General features: G+C 73.4%; 18 protein-coding genes. 11 read left to right on the plus strand and 7 right to left on the minus strand.

From position 1 onward, the window contains the following. Positions 1-36: 36 nt before the first annotated feature. Entirely contained in the window at positions 37-2490 is a 2454-nt protein-coding gene (locus IE247_RS20150) for a hypothetical protein (protein ID WP_190124590.1), read from the plus strand. A 130-nt stretch (positions 2491-2620) separates the two neighbouring features. Here IE247_RS20150 and IE247_RS20155 read toward each other — a convergent pair whose 3' ends face one another. After that, positions 2621-3460, minus strand: coding sequence for a transglutaminase family protein (locus IE247_RS20155; protein ID WP_190124591.1), 840 nt, complete (start codon positions 3458-3460; stop codon positions 2621-2623). Positions 3461-3488: 28 nt separating this feature from the next. Next, positions 3489-4487: a GNAT family N-acetyltransferase gene (locus IE247_RS20160; protein ID WP_190124592.1), complete on the minus strand. Its 999-nt coding sequence runs from the start codon at positions 4485-4487 to the stop codon at positions 3489-3491. 115 nt (positions 4488-4602) lie between these two features. Between IE247_RS20160 and fdxA the strand changes: the two genes are divergently transcribed. Together fdxA and dapC are read left to right on the plus strand one after the other, a co-directional pair. Further along, complete coding sequence (gene fdxA / locus IE247_RS20165) at positions 4603-4920, plus strand: ferredoxin (protein ID WP_190124593.1); 318 nt, start codon at positions 4603-4605, stop codon at positions 4918-4920. 116 nt (positions 4921-5036) lie between these two features. After that, positions 5037-6134, plus strand: a complete 1098-nt coding sequence (gene dapC / locus IE247_RS20170; RefSeq protein ID WP_190124594.1) for a succinyldiaminopimelate transaminase — start codon at positions 5037-5039, stop codon at positions 6132-6134. A gap of 70 nt (positions 6135-6204) precedes the next feature. On the opposite strand, the gene IE247_RS20175 is transcribed toward dapC, so the two are convergent. Both IE247_RS20175 and IE247_RS20180 read right to left on the minus strand, forming a co-directional pair. Further along, positions 6205-6648: an ATP-binding protein gene (locus tag IE247_RS20175; RefSeq protein WP_190124595.1), complete on the minus strand. Its 444-nt coding sequence runs from the start codon at positions 6646-6648 to the stop codon at positions 6205-6207. A 361-nt stretch (positions 6649-7009) separates the two neighbouring features. Further along, positions 7010-7957: a VldE C-terminal domain-containing protein gene (locus IE247_RS20180; RefSeq protein ID WP_190124596.1), complete on the minus strand. Its 948-nt coding sequence runs from the start codon at positions 7955-7957 to the stop codon at positions 7010-7012. Between the two features lie 106 nt (positions 7958-8063). Between IE247_RS20180 and dapE the strand changes: the two genes are divergently transcribed. Together dapE and IE247_RS20190 are read left to right on the plus strand one after the other, a co-directional pair. After that, entirely contained in the window at positions 8064-9143 is a 1080-nt protein-coding gene (dapE, locus tag IE247_RS20185; RefSeq protein WP_190124597.1) for a succinyl-diaminopimelate desuccinylase, read from the plus strand. 71 nt (positions 9144-9214) lie between these two features. Continuing rightward, positions 9215-9964 carry an LOG family protein gene (locus IE247_RS20190; RefSeq protein WP_190124598.1) on the plus strand — a complete coding sequence of 250 codons (750 nt, stop codon included), beginning with the start codon at positions 9215-9217 and terminating at the stop codon, positions 9962-9964. A 72-nt stretch (positions 9965-10036) separates the two neighbouring features. On the opposite strand, the gene folP is transcribed toward IE247_RS20190, so the two are convergent. Continuing rightward, positions 10037-10897, minus strand: coding sequence for a dihydropteroate synthase (folP, locus tag IE247_RS20195; RefSeq protein ID WP_190124599.1), 861 nt, complete (start codon positions 10895-10897; stop codon positions 10037-10039). A 116-nt stretch (positions 10898-11013) separates the two neighbouring features. Between folP and IE247_RS20200 the strand changes: the two genes are divergently transcribed. After that, a complete protein-coding gene (locus tag IE247_RS20200) occupies positions 11014-11406 on the plus strand; it encodes a DivIVA domain-containing protein (protein ID WP_190124600.1) in 393 nt (130 codons plus the stop codon). Next, positions 11403-11993, plus strand: a complete 591-nt coding sequence (locus tag IE247_RS20205; protein ID WP_190124601.1) for a DNA-3-methyladenine glycosylase I — start codon at positions 11403-11405, stop codon at positions 11991-11993. The genes IE247_RS20200 and IE247_RS20205 overlap by 4 nt, the downstream gene beginning before the upstream one ends. A 40-nt stretch (positions 11994-12033) precedes the next feature. Here the strand turns inward: IE247_RS20205 and chcB are convergent, their stop codons facing one another. After that, a complete protein-coding gene (gene chcB, locus IE247_RS20210) occupies positions 12034-12834 on the minus strand; it encodes a 2-cyclohexenylcarbonyl CoA isomerase (RefSeq protein WP_190124602.1) in 801 nt (266 codons plus the stop codon). Positions 12835-13161: 327 nt separating this feature from the next. On the opposite strand from chcB, the gene IE247_RS20215 reads away from it, so the two are divergent. Then, complete coding sequence (locus tag IE247_RS20215) at positions 13162-13329, plus strand: DUF3117 domain-containing protein (RefSeq protein WP_009997451.1); 168 nt, start codon at positions 13162-13164, stop codon at positions 13327-13329. 90 nt (positions 13330-13419) lie between these two features. Here IE247_RS20215 and IE247_RS20220 read toward each other — a convergent pair whose 3' ends face one another. Next, positions 13420-14121: an O-methyltransferase gene (locus IE247_RS20220; protein WP_308433253.1), complete on the minus strand. Its 702-nt coding sequence runs from the start codon at positions 14119-14121 to the stop codon at positions 13420-13422. 107 nt (positions 14122-14228) lie between these two features. On the opposite strand from IE247_RS20220, the gene sigE reads away from it, so the two are divergent. The 3 genes from sigE to IE247_RS20235 all read left to right on the plus strand — a co-directional run bounded on the left by sigE (position 14229) and on the right by IE247_RS20235 (position 17732). Further along, complete coding sequence (gene sigE, locus IE247_RS20225; RefSeq protein WP_190124677.1) at positions 14229-14996, plus strand: RNA polymerase sigma factor SigE; 768 nt, start codon at positions 14229-14231, stop codon at positions 14994-14996. Then, positions 14993-15958 (plus strand): zf-HC2 domain-containing protein, encoded by a 966-nt coding sequence (locus IE247_RS20230; RefSeq protein WP_190124603.1) that lies wholly within the window; start codon positions 14993-14995, stop codon positions 15956-15958. The genes sigE and IE247_RS20230 overlap by 4 nt, the downstream gene beginning before the upstream one ends. Before the next feature lie 106 nt (positions 15959-16064). Beyond that, on the plus strand, positions 16065-17732 hold the full coding sequence (locus IE247_RS20235) for a S1C family serine protease (RefSeq protein WP_190124604.1): 1668 nt from the start codon (positions 16065-16067) through the stop codon (positions 17730-17732). The last annotated feature ends 6 nt before the right edge of the window (positions 17733-17738 follow it).

A 17738-nucleotide genomic window follows, 5' to 3' on the forward strand; every position in this document is an offset into this window, starting at 1 on the left:
AGAAACGGGCGGCGAAGCCAACCGGGAGAACCTGCTTTGAGTCGTGAAACTGACAGTTCGTCCTCCGGGCCCCAGGGGCGCGGTGGAGCCGCGTACCCCTCGGGGACACCGCCGTACGGATCGCGCCAGTATCCGTCCCCGCAATCGACGCAGGACACTCCTGACGGCGCGGCGGCCGGTGCCGCCGACGGGTCCCCCGAGCAGCGGGCGGACGGCGCCAGGACCAAGTCCGAGCCGAAGACGGAGACGACGCTGACGACGCGCATCCGGATCAACATTCCGGGATCGCGGCCGATTCCGCCCGTGGTGATGCGCAAGCCGATGGCCGACGCGGATTCCGCTCCCGGCGCTCCGGGGGCTCCGGGAGCCGCCGAGGCGGACATCGAGCGTACGGCGGCGATGCCGGTGATAGGCGGTCCGGACGCCTCGGCCCCCGCCGCGCCCGCACCCGCCCCCGCGCCGGCCGCCGTTCCGCCGGCCGAGGAGAAGGCCGCGCCCAACGACTGGTTCGCGCCACGGCGGGGCTCCACCAATGGGGCCGGCATGCCGTCCCCGGCGGCCGGGGCCGACGCCCCGGCGGCGCAGCCCGCTCCGCCGGGCGTCCCGGCCGCTCCGCAGCCTCCGACGCCCGCCCAGGGCCTTCCGCCGACCCCGCACGGTCTGCCGCCGGGTCCGCTGGACATTCCGTCCGGCTACCAGGGCCCGGTCCCGGGCGGCGCTTTCGCGGGTACGGCTCCCGGCCCTCAGGACCCTTTCCAGACACAGGCACAGGGCCAGGCGCAGGGCCAGTCCCAGGGCCCGGCGGACAGCTCGCGGGGGGCGGCTCCGGCCGGTCCCGACGCGGTGCCCGCCCCGCGGCGTCCCGCGTCCGGCGCGCAGGGCATGATGGCGGGCCTCCAGGGCACCGCGCCCACGCAGCCCGCCGCGCAGGACGCGCTGCCCGCGCCCCGGGGCCCGGTCCCCGGTCCGCAGGGCGGCGCCCACCCGGCCGGGGCCTCCCAGCCCCGCAGCGCGCTGAGCGATCTGGCGGCGGGCGGCGGCATGCCCTCCGACGGCCCGGCGGCTCCGACCGGAGCGACCTCGGGACCGGCGCGCGGCACCATGCCGCTGGGCCGGCGCTCCGGCAAGGGCGCTCCGGCGGGCCCCGGCGGTCCCGCGGGCGGCCCGCCCCGGATGTCCGACGACACCGCCGTGCTCACCCCGCAGAAGCCCGCCCCCGGACCGGCGGCCGGACCCGGCCCCGGCGGCCAGGTCTCCGGGGACACGCTCACCAGCGGCATCCCGGTCGTCCCGGCCGAGCAGCGGGGTCCGGGCGCGCGCGGCCCCAAGACCAAGGGCGGTCCCAAGGCCAAGGGCGGCGGGGCTCCCCCGGCGTCGGCGTTCCCCAGCGGTCCCGGTCCCGGTCCCGGTCCGGCCGGTGGCCCGGGCGGCTCAGCGGGTCCCGCGGGTTCCGCCGGTCCTGAAGGGTCCGCCGCCCCCGCGTTCCCCTTCCCGGCCCCGACGCCCGCGCCCGCGCGTTCCGCGCCGCCCGCCAAGAACAAGAAGAAGGGCCGCTCCAAGCTGGTCCTCCTCGGCGTCGCCGTGGTCGGTCTCGCCGGTGTCGCCTACGGCGCCGGTCTGCTGCTGAACCACTCCGAGGTGCCCAAGAGCACCAAGGTTCTCGGTGTGGACATCGGCGGCGGCACCAAGGAGCAGGCGGTCGTCAAGCTGCAACAGGCCCTCGGCAAGCGGGCGGCCACCCCCCTCCAGCTCACCGTCGGCGGCAAGAAGGTCCAGCTCGCCCCGGACAAGGCCGGTCTGGTGCTGGACAGCCAGGAGACCGTGCGCAAGGCGGCCGGCAGCGACTACAACCCCGTCTCGGTGATCGGTTCGCTCTTCGGCGATGCGCGGGTCGTGGAGCCGGAGATCCCGGTGGACGAGGAGAAGCTGAGCGTCGCGCTCACCGACCTCGCGGGCGAGTCGGGCTCGGCGGTCGAGGGCACGATCAAGTTCGAGCCCGGCAAGGCCGTCGCCGTCCCCGGGAAGCCGGGCCAGACGCTGGACGTCTCCCGTTCCATGATCTCGGTGAAGGACGCGTTCCGCGCCCAGGTCGAGACGGGGAAGCCCAGCGAGGTCCAGCTTCCGGTCGCCAAGCGCGAGCCGACGATCGGCCAGGACGAGATCGACCGGGCCATGAAGGAGTTCGCCGAGCCCGCGATGTCCGGTCTGATCACCATCAAGGCCGGCGGCAGGGACATCCCCTTCGGCCCCTCGATCTCACTGCCGCAGATCCTCTCCATGAAGCCGGTGGACGGCAAGCTGGTCGAGGTCTACGACAAGGAGGCCATCGAGCGGCTCATGGGGCAGACCTTCGTCGGCGTGCTGATCACCAAGGGCGACGGCAAGCAGCACCAGCTCACCCCCACCGACATCGCCCAGGCGATGGGACCGGCGCTGCGCGGCAAGACGCCCGAGGAGCGCACGGTGGAGATTCCGCTGAACCCGAGCTGAACCGAGCTGTACCAGGGCTGACCCGATGCCCGGCCAGGCCGTCAGGCCCGGCCGGGCATCGCGCTTTCCGGATACACCGGTGCTCGGGCGGCAGCGGCAGCGGCAGCGGCAGCGGCAGCGCGGTGCGCGCTCAGTTCAGCCTCGCTCGGGCCGCCCTGGCCCGTCCCCGGATCGACTCGGCGGCCGGGGGATCCACCGCGGCCACCAGCTCGGCGTACGCCTCCAGCTCCGCCGCGCCGGTCAGGAAGTCTCCGCGCCGCACGAGCAGTTCCGCCCGCTCGTGGCGCAGCCGGGCCGGATGGGAGGGCAGCAGCAGCGCCAGCTCCACCGCCCAGAGGCCGACCTCCGAGCGCTCCGGCCGGGCCGCCGCCCAGGCGCGGATGTTGTTCAGGATCCGCAGCACCCCATCGAGCGTGGACGCCGGGGCCAGCGACGCGGGGTCGAGCGGCGCGCCCGTCGCCCCTGTCACCAGCAGCTCGGCGTCGGTCCCGGTCAGCGGCCTGCCACCGGCGAAGGGGTCCGCGAGCACCGGCCCGGCGAGGGCGTCGCTCTCCCCGAAGCCGACCACGAAGTGGCCGGGGAGAGCCACCCCGTACACCGGCGCCCCGGCCCGCCGGGCCACCTCCGACCAGACCACGGAGAGCAGGATCGGCAGTCCCCGGCGGCGGCGCAGCACCTCGTGCAGCAGGGAGGACTCCAGGCGCTCGTAGTCGCCCGCGGTGCCGTGGAAGCCCTCGCGGCCGCCCAGCAGCTCCGCCAGGGCCGCCGCCCAGCCGTGCGGGCTCTTCGCCCCGTACGGCAGCTGTCCGGCGAGCCGGTCCAGTTCAATCTGGGCCGCGTCGATCCCGGTCTCGCCCATCGCCGGATCGGCGACCGCGCCGATCAGCAGGGCGAGCAGCGAGAGGTCGGGGTGCTCCGAGCGGGCCTCCTCGGCGAACCGGTTCCGGTGCTCGGCGCGATCGTCGTGCATGTTCACTCGTACCCGTCTGTCGGGGGTTTCAGGGGCCGGGCCGGAAGTGGTGGTAGCTGTGGTGGGTCTCGAAGCCCATGCCCCGGTACAGCGCGCGTGCCCCTTCATTGTCCGTCTCCACCTGGAGCCAGGCGGCGGACGCCCCCTCCGTCAGCGCCCGCCGGGCGAGCGCGGCCATCACGGCCGTGGCGAGCCCCTGTCTGCGGTGGGCAGGGTCGACCTCCACGGCCATGAACCCGGCCCACCGGCCGTCGACCACGCACCGGCCGATCGCCGCGGGCACGTCGCCGCCGCCGGACACCGAGGCGAACCACACGGAGGGTCCGCTGCCCAGCACCTTCAGCACATGCGCGCCGGCCTCGCCGGAGCGTTGGTAGCGGCGCAGCCACGCCTCGTCGAAGGAGCGCGCCAGGGTCACCCGGTCCACATCGGCGTCGAGATCGGCGACGGGCGCGAGCCCCGCGATCCGTACGTCGGCCGAGACCTCGCGCCGCCAGCCGCGCGCCGCCAGCTCGGCGGCGAGTTCCTCCTGGGTCCCGGCGGCCCCGGTCGCGGCCTGTACGTACGGGGGCAGATCCCGCGCCCGGTACCAGTCGTTCACCTGTGCCAGTGCCTCGGAGAGCGGGACTCCGGGGTCGCCGGTCGGCAGCGCCGAGTTCGCCCGCCGGGTGAACCCGGCGGCGGCCCGCAGCCGCCACTCTCCGAGCGGTTCGCTCTCCACCGGCTGCCAGGCCCTCGCGGTCACCCGGGTCAGCTCCGCGAAGTCCGTCGCGGGCCCCCGTCTGCGGGCGGGCGCGGCGGGGACGACCTTGCCCGCGACCAGGGATTCCTCCGGGACGCCGACGGTCTCACCGGTTTTCCGTGTGATCAGCAGCACACCGTTGTCCCAGGATGTGAGAACGCCGACCACGTCGGTGAAGGTGGGGCTTTCGGTCGCCATGTCGACAAGGCGTCTGATTGATACCCGTTTGCCTACGTCAAGGGGTGTAATACGGACTTCGAGTCGTCCGGAGCCGATGAATTCCACAGGTCTGCGAGCCCCTCCTGTTCGGATCGTCCTCAGGAACGGAGATACTAGAGGCGGGCATCGACGACGCCGCGCTCCCGCGCAAATGCCAGCCCTACCGAGGAGGAACGACAGCGTGACCTACGTCATCGCGCAGCCTTGTGTCGACGTCAAGGACAAGGCATGCATCGAGGAGTGCCCCGTCGACTGCATCTATGAGGGCTCCCGGTCCTTGTACATCCACCCGGACGAATGCGTCGACTGTGGAGCCTGCGAGCCGGTGTGCCCCGTTGAGGCGATCTTCTACGAGGACGACACTCCGGAGGAGTGGAAGGACTACTACAAGGCGAACGTCGAGTTCTTCGACGAGCTGGGCTCGCCCGGCGGCGCCTCCAAGCTGGGGCTGATCGAGCGCGACCACCCCTTCGTGGCCTCGCTGCCGCCGCAGGCCTAGCAGCCCGAGTCCATCACCTTCCGGTCCCGTACGGTCGTCGTCCGTGCGGGGCCGAGGTGTTCGGGGCCTCGTGCGGCCCCGGGCGCACCGTCACGCGTACGAGAGAGAGAAAGCCCGTGTCCGCAGTCTCTTCCCGCCTTCCCGTCTTTCCCTGGGACCGGCTGGAGCCTTATAAGGCGACGGCCGCGGCTCACGCCGACGGCATCGTGGATCTCTCCGTGGGGACGCCGGTCGACCCGGTCCCGGAGCTGATCCAGAAGGCGCTGATCGAGGCCGCCGACTCGCCCGGCTACCCCACCGTGTGGGGGACGGTCGCGCTGCGGAACGCGCTCACCGGCTGGGTGGGGGAGCGTCTCGGCGCGACCGGCGTGACGCACGCCAATGTGCTGCCCGTCGTCGGCTCCAAGGAGCTGGTGGCCTGGCTGCCGACCCAGCTCGGCCTGGGCCCCGGGGACACGGTGGCCCATCCCCGGCTCGCCTATCCGACGTACGAGGTCGGCGCGCGGCTCTGCGGCGCGAACGCGGTCGCCTACGACGACCCGACGGACCTGGACCCGGCCGGGCTGAAGCTGCTCTGGCTGAACTCGCCCTCCAACCCCACCGGTCGTGTCCTCGCCAAGGACGAGCTGATCCGGATCGTCGCCTGGGCCCGTGAGCACGGGGTGCTCGTCTTCAGCGACGAGTGCTATCTCGAACTGGGCTGGGAGGCCGACCCCGTCTCGGTGCTGCACCCCGATGTGTGCGGTGGCGGGTACGAGGGAGTGGTCGCCGTCCACTCGCTCTCCAAGCGCTCCAATCTGGCCGGGTACCGTGCCGCCTTCATCGCCGGTGACGAGCGGGTGCTGGGCGAGCTGCTCCAGATCCGCAAGCACGGCGGGATGATGGTCCCCGCGCCGGTCCAGGCGGCCACCGTCGCCGCCCTCGGCGACGACGCCCATGTCGCCGAGCAGCGCGCGCGGTACGCGGCCCGGCGGGCCGCGCTGCGGGGCGCGCTGGAGGGGCACGGCTTCCGGATCGAGCACAGCGAGGCCAGTCTGTATCTGTGGGCCACCCGCGACGAGCCGTGCTGGGAGACGGTGGCGCACCTGGCGGGGCTGGGCATCCTGGTCGCGCCCGGGGACTTCTACGGGCCCGCCGGCGACCGGTTCGTCCGGGTCGCCTTCACCGCGACCGACGAGCGGGTGGAGGCGGCGGTCAAGCGCCTCGGCGGCTGAGGACGTGTACGCGAAGGGGCCCGGGAGTGTGCGGCTCCCGGGCCCCTTCGCGTGCCTTTCGGTACGCGGCTCAGCCCAGCGGCAGGGCGTTCACCGGCAGCTGGTCGGTGGGCAGGCCGCCCGTCGGGCCGGTGGAGGCGTTGCCCAGGGCGCCGGTCGCGCCGCTCGCGGTGTCGCCGATGACGCCGCCCGCCGTGGCGGCGGTCTCCCCGGCGGCCTTCTGGGCGGCGGGGGTGGCCGTCCTGCCCGCCTTGCCGACGGTCTTGCCCGCGGTCGGCACGGCCTTCTTGACCGCGTCGCCGCCGGTGTTCCCGACGAGCTGCGAGCCCTTCGACGCGGTGCCGTCGGCGGTGGCGGCGACGCTCCCCGCGTCGACGGAGGAGATGCCGCCGAGCGGGTTGGCCGACGAGAGCTCCACGGCGCTCGCGGACGAGGCCGCGCCGATCACGGGAGCCGCGCCCGCCGCGACGATCAGCGCGACACGGGCGATCCGACGGGTCAGGGGGAGGGACATGATGCTCCTTGGGACGAGAAGTGCACGAGAAGTGCTGGAAGGTCTCTGTCGTCCGGCGAGCGGATGGACCGGCCCACCGGACGGTGCCGCCGGTCCGTGCCGTCGGACGCCGTGACAACCGCTCGGGGGGCGGGGGAAGTTGCGGTGGGCCAAGGTAAAGAATTGGCAATGCGTCGCATTATCAGTCATGGATAAAAACGGGCAAACGCCACTCTTCTTCGAGGGGTCGCCCAAGGCCGCCGAAGCGTTGCTCCCCAGTGCCGCCAAGGGGTGCGGCCCGAACCGGGCGCGGGGACCGGCACGGTCCGGCCGGGCGGCCGGCGGCGCGGGCGAACCTCCCTCCTGAGGGGGAGCGTCCGTATCAGCGTGCGACGCGCAGCCGGACGCCGCTGCTCTGCCCGGACGACGCGGACGACGCGGAAGGCCCGGAACGGTCCTCGGCGCGCCAGCCCTCGTCGGCCCTGGCGGCGCTCCAGACCCGCCCCCCGTAGGCGATCTCCTCGATCCGGAGCCCGTCGGCGCGGGCCACCGCCCAGTGCGCCAGCTCCCAGCCGCGCCTGGCCGCAGCCCCCTTGTCCGCGCCGCCCGCCGCCGGCACCGGGACGCTGATCTCCCGTACGCCGGGCGCCGCCGTACGGCCCGGCCCCCCGGAGACGGCGGGCAGCACCTTGGGGCCGAACGCCCGCACCAGCTCGGAGCGGACCCGCGCCGGATCGCCCGCCTCGGCCGCGCCGTCGCTCCCGACGCAGTTCAGCGTCGCGCCCGCGCGCCCGGTGAGCGCGGCGGCCAGCAGCGCGGCGTCCGGCTCGTGCTTCGCGTACGCCTGCGGGAAACCGCTGCGCTGCACCCGCTGGGCGGCGACCGTCAGCGGCAGCCGCGAATAGCCGGGCACCTGGACGAGATGCTCGTAGAACTTCCCCGCCGAGTACACCGGGTCGAGGATCTGCTTCGGAGTGCCCCAGCCCTTGGACGGCCGCTGCTGGAAGAGCCCCAGCGAGTCCCGGTCGCCGTGCTCGATGTTGCGCAGCGCCGACTCCTGGAGAGCGGTCGCCAGCGCGATGGTCACCGCCCGCTCCGGCAGGCCCCGGGTGGTGCCCACGGCCGAGATGGTCGCGGCGTTCGCCGCCATCTCCGGCTGGAGTTCATAGCGCGGACCGCCGCCGGAGCCCGCGCGGACGACACAGCCCGGGGGCGACCCGTCCGAGACGTGCTGCACCACGACATAGCCGACCAGCGCCAGCAGTACGACGAACGCAGCCGTGAAACGCGTGAGACGGCTGCGCCGGACGGGAGAGACGGGCTCGGACACCCGCCCACCGTACTAGGGTCGGGCGGAGTTGGACCCGGGCCGGTGCCGGGAGTCGGACGGGTTCGGTCCGGGCCCGGGCGGGAAGGGCCGCGCTATCGTCGTGGGCATGTCCCACACCGCGCTTGACCTCACCCTCGACGCTCCCGCGCTGACCGCCGCACTGGTCGACTTCCCCTCCGTCAGCGGCCAGGAGAAACCTCTCGCGGATGCCATCGAGCAGGCCCTGCGCGCGCTGCCCCACCTCACCGTCGACCGGCACGGGAACAATGTGGTCGCGCGCACCCGGCTCGGCCGTGCCGAGCGGGTCGTGCTCGCCGGGCACATCGACACCGTGCCGATCGCCGACAACGTCCCCTCCCGGCTGGACGAGAACGGCGTGCTCTGGGGCTGCGGCACCAGCGACATGAAGTCCGGTGTCGCGCTCCAGCTGCGGATCGCCGCCACCGTGCCCGCGCCCAACCGCGATCTCACCTTCGTCTTCTACGACAACGAGGAGGTCGCGGCCCACCTCAACGGTCTCGGCCATGTCGCCGAGGCGCATCCCGACTGGCTGGAGGGCGACTTCGCCGTACTCCTGGAGCCCTCCGACGCCGAGGTCGAGGGGGGCTGCCAGGGCACCCTGCGGGTCCTGCTGCGGACGGAGGGGGAGCGGGCGCACTCCGCGCGCTCCTGGATGGGCTCCAACGCGATCCACGCCGCCGGGCCGATCCTGGCCCGCCTCGCCGCGTACGAGCCGAGGCGGCCGGTGATCGACGGGCTGGAGTACCGGGAGGGCCTCAACGCGGTACGGATCGAGGGCGGCGTCGCCAACAACGTCATCCCCGACGAGTGCGTCGTCACCGTGAACTACCGGTACGCGCCGGACCGGAGCGAGGCCGAGGCCATCGCCCATGTGCGGGAGGTCTTCGAGGGCTGCGGCGTCGCCGGGTTCACCGTGGACGACCACTCGGGCGGCGCGCTGCCCGGGCTCTCGCACCCGGCCGCCGCCGCCTTCATGGCGGCCGTCGGCGGCAGCGCCCGGCCCAAATTCGGCTGGACGGACGTCTCGCGCTTCAGCGCGCTCGGCGTGCCCGCCGTGAACTACGGACCGGGGGACGCGCTCTACGCCCACAAGCGGGACGAGCACGTGGCCGTGGAGAAGATCACACACTGTGAAAATCGGCTACGGGAGTGGCTGACGTCCTGAGTTTCCCCTCTTGTCGCCTTCGTCGACCTACCCTGGGGACCGGCAACGATGTTCGGCGGAGGGAGCAGGTCATGGGCAACCCCGAGGGTGCGCGATCGTTCGAGGAGCGGAGGCAGGGACCGGTGCTGCGCCGCAGGGAGCAGGTGCAGCCCGGGACCACGGACCAGCGGCTGCTGGACACCGAGGGCGACTCCGAGTGGGTGCACACCGACCCCTGGCGGGTCATGCGCATCCAGTCCGAGTTCGTGGAGGGCTTCGGCGCGCTCGCCGAACTGCCCAGCGCGATCAGCGTCTTCGGCTCGGCCCGCACCCCGGTCGACACCCCCGAGTACGAGGCGGGCATCCGCATCGGCAAGGCCCTGGTGGACGCGGGCTTCGCGGTGATCACGGGCGGTGGCCCGGGCGCGATGGAGGCGGCGAACCGGGGCGCCCGGGAGGCCAAGGGCATCTCGGTGGGCCTGGGCATCGAGCTCCCCTTCGAACAGGGGATCAATCAGCATGTCGACATCGGGGTGAACTTCCGCTACTTCTTCGTCCGCAAGACGATGTTCGTGAAGTACGCCTCGGGCTTCGTGGTCCTCCCCGGCGGCCTGGGCACCCTCGACGAGCTGTTCGAGGCGCTCACCCTGGTGCAGACGGGCAAGGTGACCCGCTTCCCGATCGTGCTGTTCGGGACGGAGTACTGGAGCGGCCTGGTGGACTGGCTGCGGAACACGGTGGTGGCACAGGGGAAGGCCTCGGAGCGGGATCTGCTGCTCTTCCATGTGACGGACGACGTCGACGAGGCGGTCTCCCTGGTGACGAAGGAGACGGGGCTCTAGAGCTGCTCTAGAGCCCTCGTCCCACCCGGTGCGGGCCGGTCCCGGTATCCGGCCCGGCCCGCACGGGTGGTCTCAGGCGAGGCCCCGGCGGGCCACCGAGGGTTCGCGGTGGCCCGCGATCGTGGCGACCATGTCCAGCACCTGACGGGTCTCCGCCACCTCGTGCACCCGGTACACCTGTGCCCCCAGCCACGCCGAGACGGCCGTCGTCGCGAGCGTCCCGATCACCCGCTCCTTCACCGGGCGGTCCAGCGTCTCCCCGACGAAGTCCTTGTTCGACAGCGAGACCAGCACCGGCCACCCCGTCTCCACCAGCTCCCCGAGCCGGCGCGTGGCCTCCAGCGAGTGCCGGGTGTTCTTCCCGAAGTCATGACCGGGGTCGATCATGATCCCGTCCCGTCGCACCCCCAGCTCCACCGCCCGCTCGGCCAGCCCCAGCGTCACCCGCAGGATGTCCGCCACCACGTCGTCGTAGGCGATCCGGTGCGGCCTGGTCCTCGGCTCGGCGCCGCCCGCGTGGGTGCAGACCAGACCCGCGCCGTACCGCGCGGCGACCTCCGCGAGTCTCGGGTCCACCCCGCCCCACGCGTCGTTCAGCAGATCCGCGCCCGCCTCGCAGACCGCCTCGCCCACATCGTGCCGCCAGGTGTCCACGCTGATCACCACATCGGGGAAGCGTCTGCGCACCTCGGCCACGAAACCGACCGTCCGGCGCGCCTCCTCCGCCGCCGTGACCTCCTCCCCGGGACCGGCCTTGACCCCGCCGATGTCGATGATGGCGGCACCCTCCGACACCGCCCGCTCGACCCGGGCGAGCGCCGGCTCGTCGTGGAACGTCGCGCCCTGGTCGTAGAACGAGTCGGGCGTACGGTTGACGATCGCCATGATCACCGGCTCACGTGTGTCGAATTCACGCTGTCCCAGCCGCAGCATCAGCGGTATTCCTCCTCAGGTCGTCCGGCTGCGACCCTAACTGTCACACCGGCGTGGCACGATCAGCCGGGACAGTTTCCGTCCGGCGACCCGCCGGAGGCCGGGGAGGATCGTTCGTGTTCTTGTTCTTGCTGATCGCGATGGTCGTGGTCGTCGGGGCGGTCACGCTGGCCGTGGTCGGCGGCGGCGACAGCGCCGCGCTGCCCGAGGTCGCGCCCGAGCGGCTGGTGGACCCCCTGCCGGCGAACCGGCCGGTCGGCCGCGCCGATGTGGAGGCGCTGCGGCTGCCGGTGACCGTGCGCGGCTACCGGATGGCCGACGTCGACGACGCGCTCGGCCGCCTCGGGGCCGAGCTGGCCGAGCGGGACGCCCGGATCGCCGAGCTGGAGTCCGCCCTCGCCGGGGCGCAGGCCACCGCAGTGGCCGGGCCGGACCTCTTCACCGAACCGGGCGGCGGGCGCACCGAGCCGGGCGGTTTCACCGAGCAGGGCGAGGGGACGGGCCGATGAGCGACGGCGGCACCGCGGCCGGGCCCGACGGAATGCCCCGCTGCCCCTGGGGGCTCTCCACCGAGGACTACATCGCCTACCACGACACGGAGTGGGGCCGTCCGGTCCACGGCGACGACGCGCTCTTCGAACGGCTCTGTCTGGAGGCCTTCCAGTCCGGGCTCTCCTGGATCACCATCCTGCGGCGGCGCGAGGGATTCCGCCGCGCCTTCGACGAGTTCAAGATCGCCTCGGTGGCGGAGTTCACCGAGGCCGACCGGGAGCGGCTCCTCGCCGACGAGGGCATCATCCGCAACCGCGCCAAGATCGACGCCACCCTCGCCAACGCCCGGGAGCTGGCCGGCTGGGCCCCCGGCGAGCTGGACACCCTCATCTGGTCGTACGCTCCGGACCCGGCGAAGCGCCCGGCGCCGACGACCGTCGCCGACGTGCCCGCCGTCACCGACGAGTCCACGGCCCTCGCCAAGGAGCTCAAGAAGAAGGGCCTGCGCTTCATCGGCCCCACCACCGCCTACGCCCTGATGCAGGCCTGCGGCCTGGTCGACGACCACCTGGCCGGCTGCTTCGCCCGCGAAGCCCGGCCCTAGGGCTTCCCCGGGGCCTTGGAGGCCCCGGGGGGAGCCGTGCCTACCGGCCCAGATAGACCGGCTTCTCCTTCGCGATGAAGGCCTCGACCGCGATCGTGTGGTCCTCGGACGCCCCCGCGCGCGCCTGGAGGTCGCCCTCCCGCTCCAGGGCCTCGTCGAGCGAGTGATCGGCCCCGAAGGCGAGGGACTCCTTGATCGCGGCATAGGCCAGGGTCGGGCCGTCCGCCAGCGCCCGGGCCACCGCCGCGGCCTCGGCGGCCAGCTCGGCGGCCGGGACCAGCCGGTTCGCGAGGCCCCAGTCGTACGCCTCCCGCGCGGAGAACGAGCGCGGGAAGAGCAGCAGATCAGCGGCCCTGCTCCGGCCGACCAGCCGGGGCAGCGCCCAGGAGACCCCGGAGTCGGCGGTCAGCGCGACCCCCGCGAAGGCCGTGGTGAAAGTGGCGGTGTCGGCGACCACCCGGTAGTCCGCCGCGAGGGCGAAACCGAGGCCCGCCCCGGCGGCCACCCCGTTCACCCCGGCCACCACCGGCTTCGCCATCCCCGCCAGGGCCCGGACGATCGGGTTGTAGTGCTCCCGGACGGTGTTCATGGTGCCGCCCGCCCCGGACTCCCGGTCCTCGGCGAGGAGCGACACATGCTCCTTCAGATCCTGGCCGACGCAGAAGGCGCGCCCGGCGGCGGTGAGCAGCACCGCGCGTACGGCGCAATCCCCGGCCGCGGCCTCGGCGGCCTCCCTGAGGGCGTTCTTGGCCTCGATGTTCATCGCGTTCATGGCCTCGGGCCGGTTGATCGTGATCGTCGCGAGCCCGTCGCTCACCTCGTACAGCACGGAGTCGGCCATGTCTGTCAGCTCCCCTTCGCGGCTCTGCGGTGGTGTCCGGGCCCAGCATGGCGGAGATCTTCGACTCCGGGCATGTGACCTGCGTCAAACCGGGACCGGCCGGACTTTGGCCGCAAAGTCTTGGCGGGGCGGCGAAGTATCGCAGGCGGATCGCCGAATTGAGTGGTTTTGCGAGAGCGCGTTGCCTAAGCGATGCAGGCCGATGTTGGTCATCGGGTCCCGTGATGCGGGATAATGACCTGGAAGCAATGTGTTCGATGCCGGTGCGAGCGCCTACCCGGGCGGCCGTCGGCTGACGATGAGCTGGTTTCAGGAAGGGGAACGAGCATGGCGGCCATGAAGCCGCGGACGGGTGATGGCCCGCTCGAGGTGACCAAGGAGGGGCGGGGCATCGTCATGCGCGTTCCGCTCGAAGGCGGCGGTCGGCTAGTCGTCGAGCTGACTCCCGACGAAGCCGAAGCGCTGGGCGATGCTCTGAAGAAGGTCGTCGGCTGACGAGCGCGCGACGCGCCACAGTCATCCCGCCCCGGTGCCGTACAGGCGCCGGGGCGGTTTGTTTCCCGGCCGGCGGGGAAGCCGGCCGGGTCAGCCGCGGCGGACCGCGCAGAGCAGCCCGTCCCCCACCGGCAGCAGCGAGGGCAGCAGCTCCTGGCTCTCCCGCACCGCGCGCAGCAGCTCCCGCAGCCGCAGCACCTCGGCCGGCTGCGCCGCCGAGTCGACCGTACGGCCGCGGGCGAAGACGCCCTCGAAGCAGACCAGCCCGCCGGGCCTCAGCAGCCGCAGCGACTCCGCCAGACACTCCAGCGACTCCATCCGGTCGCCGTCGCAGAAGACCAGGTCGTACCCGCCGTCCGCGAGCCTCGGCAGCACATCGAGGGCGCGGCCGGGGATGAACCGCGCCCGGTTGCTCGCGAAGCCCGCCGCGCGGAACGCCTGTTTGGCGAACTGCTGGCGCTCCGGCTCCGGGTCCACCGTGGTCAGCACCCCGTCCGGCCGCATGCCCTGGAGCAGATAGATGCCGGAGACGCCCGTCCCCGTGCCGATCTCCGCCACCGCTTTCGCATCAGCGGTGGCGGCCAGCAGTCGCAGCGCGGCGCCGGTCCCTGGCGACACCGAGGGGAGCCCTGAGTCACGGGCCCGCTCACGGGCCCAGTGCAGCGCGTCGTCCTCGGCGACAAAGGCGTCGGCGAACGCCCAGCTTGTCTGCCGGTTGGCGGTAATGGGCCTCTCCTGTCCCCGTAGTTGAACGCGACGTTGACTGTATCCGCTGCTCCCGGGAACCCGCAGATGGGACCGGGCGTTGTAGGAGGCAGGGGGGAGCAATGGAGCAGAGCTGGAAGCGGCACCCAAATTCGCGTAAAGATTCTTATCCGGAGCTAACGGGCGAGGTGGCTATGGTAGGGGCTCCGCTGGACACCACCAGAGCCGATAGGGGAGGTGCGGCTGCACCTGCGGATCGTAAGGGAGTGCTCCGGCGCTTCCTCAGGTCACCGGGTGAGCCGAAATCCGTGACCAACACCGCTGACCGCTCCCGCACCACCGACTCCGCGGCAACCGCGACCTTCGCATCGGATGCGGAATCGCCGGCGTGGACCCCTCCCACCTGGGAGGAGATCGTCAGCACGCACAGCGGCCGGGTCTACCGTCTCGCCTACCGCCTCACGGGCAACCAGCACGACGCCGAGGATCTGACCCAGGAAGTCTTCGTCCGGGTCTTCCGCTCGCTGTCCACCTACACGCCCGGCACCTTCGAGGGCTGGCTGCACCGCATCACCACCAATCTCTTCCTGGACATGGTCCGCCGGAAGCAGCGCATCCGTTTCGATGCCCTCGGGGACGACGCGGCCGAGCGGCTGCCCAGCCGTGAGCCCTCCCCCCAGCAGGTCTTCAACGACACGCACTTCGACGCCGATGTGCAGCAGGCGCTGGACACCCTCGCGCCCGAGTTCCGCGCCGCCGTGGTCCTCTGCGACATCGAGGGCCTGTCGTACGAGGAGATCGCCGCGACCCTGGGCGTCAAGCTCGGCACGGTCCGCAGCCGTATCCACCGGGGCCGCTCGCATCTGCGCAAGGCCCTCAAGCACCGTTCCCCCGAGGCCCGCGCCGAGCAGCGCACCCTGGCGGGAGCGGTCGGATTGGCAGGGGAGGGCGGAGCCGCGTGAGTGGATTCGGTCCGACCCCGGCGGAACAGCATCTGGGGGACCGGCTCGCCGCCCTCGTCGACGGCGAGCTGAAACACGACGCCAGGGACCGGGTGCTGGCGCATCTGGCGACCTGCCCCAAGTGCAAGGCCGAGGCCGACGCCCAGCGGCGGCTGAAGGACGTCTTCGCGCAGTCCGCGCCCCCGCCCCTCTCCGAAGGGCTGCTCGCCCGGCTCCAGGGCCTGCCCGCGGGCCCCGGCGGCGAGGACCGGGGCGGTCCCTTCGACGGGGGCCGGGTCATCGATTCCGTGTTCGCCGGGGTGACCCCCTCGTCGGGAAGACCCGGCGGCCGCCCGGAGACCTTCGGATACGTCCCCGGCGGCCCGTCGGGTCCGTCGGGCGTGCCCGCGCTGCCCGGCCGCTCCGGGGGCTTCCGCATCCATGAGGTGGGCCGCCCGGAGGGCGAGCGCTCTCCCTGGCGGGGCCGGAGGTTCGCCTTCGCCGCGGCCAGCGCGGTCTCCTTCGCGGCGATCGCCCTCGGCGGGGCGCTGCCCGCGGCCGACACCACGGCCACCGCCAGGGGCGGCGCCCCGGGCAACACCGTCACTCCCATGCAGGCGGGCACCGGCACGGGATCCGCCGGTACCGCCGGTACCGCGGGCGGTCTCCCCACCACCTCCGCCAGCGCCAGGAGCGCCGACTACGAGCGCCGCCGCACCTCGGGCCAGTCCTCGGGCCGGTCCGAGGAGCGGGCCATAGGCCGCTCCGTCACCGGGCCGCTCACCCCCGGGGAATCGCCGCACCGGCCGCTGACCGTCCCGGCCACGCTCGGGGCGGCCTTCGCCCCGCCGCCGCTGATACATCCCACCGGCACGGCGCTCCATCTCACCGAGGTCCCCGTGCTCGCCCCGCCGGCAACGCCCGCTCCCACCCACCTCGTTGCCCCGGCGCACCCCACGCCGCCGCTCGCGTCCACCCGCTGACGCGGCACCCTGTCCGGCCCCCTGCGCGGAGATTCACGAACCTGGTTGAATCCTCGATAGGGGTGCCCGCGGGGCGCCGCGGCGGACGGCAGTTTGCGGGGAGAGCATGGACGACGGGAAGCCCACCGAAGCCAAGGCCAAGTGGTGGAGCCGGCCCAGCGCGGAGCGGCCTCCGCAGCGGCCGGAGCAGCTTCCGCCGGTGCCCGGCCCCGTCGTGCCCCCGCCCGCCCGGGCGGGGGAGGACGAGCCGGGGACGGCCGCCGCCCCGGACCGGGACACCACCTCGTCAGTCCCGGACAGTTCACCCCAGGACACCCCGTCGCCTCAGGACACCCCGGCGGCCCCGGCCGAGGCGGCCCCGCCCCGGCCGCTCCACGAGCCCGACGAGTACGGCACCCCGCCGTACGGCGGCCCGGGCCCCTGGGCCCCGGCCCCGCCCGTGCAGCGGCCCGTGCCCACACCCGCCGGGGGCACCCCCGTACCGCCCGTGCCCCCGCAGTACGCGGGGCACCCGCCGCTCCAGCCCGCCGCCGCCCACCAGCCGCACCCCCAGGACGCCCCCACCGGCCCTCAGACGCCGCAGTGGCTCCAGTACGACCCCTGGGGATCACCGGCGGCCCCCGCGCCGCTCACACACCCCGGTGAGCCGCCCCGGCGCAAGAGCCGCCGGGGCGCGCTGCTGATCGGCGCGGTGGTGCTGGCGCTCGCCTCCGGCGCGATCGGCGGCGGCGTCGGCGCGTACGTCGAGCGCCGGGGCGGCCTCACCCAGGTCGAGCTGGACCAGGCGCCCAGGGAGAGCCGGGACCGCGCCCCCGACAGCGTCGCCGGGATCGCCGCCAGCGCCCTGCCCAGCGTCGTCACCCTCCATGTCAGCGGCGGCGGCGAACAGGGCACCGGCACCGGCTTCGTCCTCGACCGCCGGGGCCACATCCTCACCAACCACCATGTCGTGGCCCCCGCCGGACCCGGCGGCGAGATCTCCGTCACCTTCAGCGGCGGCGAGACCGCCAGAGGCACCCTCGTCGGCAAGGACAGCGGCTACGACCTCGCCGTCGTCAAGGTCTCCGGCGTCTCCGGCCTCACCCCGCTGCCGCTGGGCAACTCCGACAATGTGCGGGTCGGCGACCCCGTCGTCGCCATCGGCGCGCCCTTCGACCTCCAGAACACGGTCACCTCCGGCATCATCAGCGCCAAGGAGCGGCCCATCACCGCGGGCGGCGAGAAGGGCGACGGCAGCGATGTCAGCTATGTCGACGCGCTCCAGACCGACGCCCCGATAAACCCCGGCAACTCCGGCGGCCCGCTGGTGGACGCCAAGGCCCGGGTCATCGGCATCAACAGCGCGATCCGCGCCGCCGACACCGGCGGGGGCGGCGGCGAGGGAGCCCAGTCCGGATCCATCGGCCTCGGCTTCGCCATCCCCATCAACCAGGGCAAGCGCGTGGCCGAGGAGCTGATCAACACCGGCCGGGCCACCCATCCCGTGATCGGCGTCAGCCTCGACATGAAGTACACCGGCGACGGCGCGCGCGTCGGCGAGAAGGGCAAGGACGGCACCCCCTCGGTCACCCCGGACGGCCCCAGCGCCAAGGCCGGGGTCCGCCCCGGCGATGTGATCACCGAGGTCGACGGCCGGCGGGTGCACAGCGGCGAGGAGCTGATCGTCAAGATTCGCGCCCATCGCCCGGGCGACCGGCTGAAACTGACCCTCACCCGTTCCGGCGACGAGCGGACCGTCACCCTCACCCTCGGCAGCGCGGGCGGGGACGACTGACCTCCT

This window comes from Streptomyces inusitatus (assembly GCF_014651115.1).
GTDB lineage: Bacteria > Actinomycetota > Actinomycetes > Streptomycetales > Streptomycetaceae > Streptomyces > Streptomyces amakusaensis.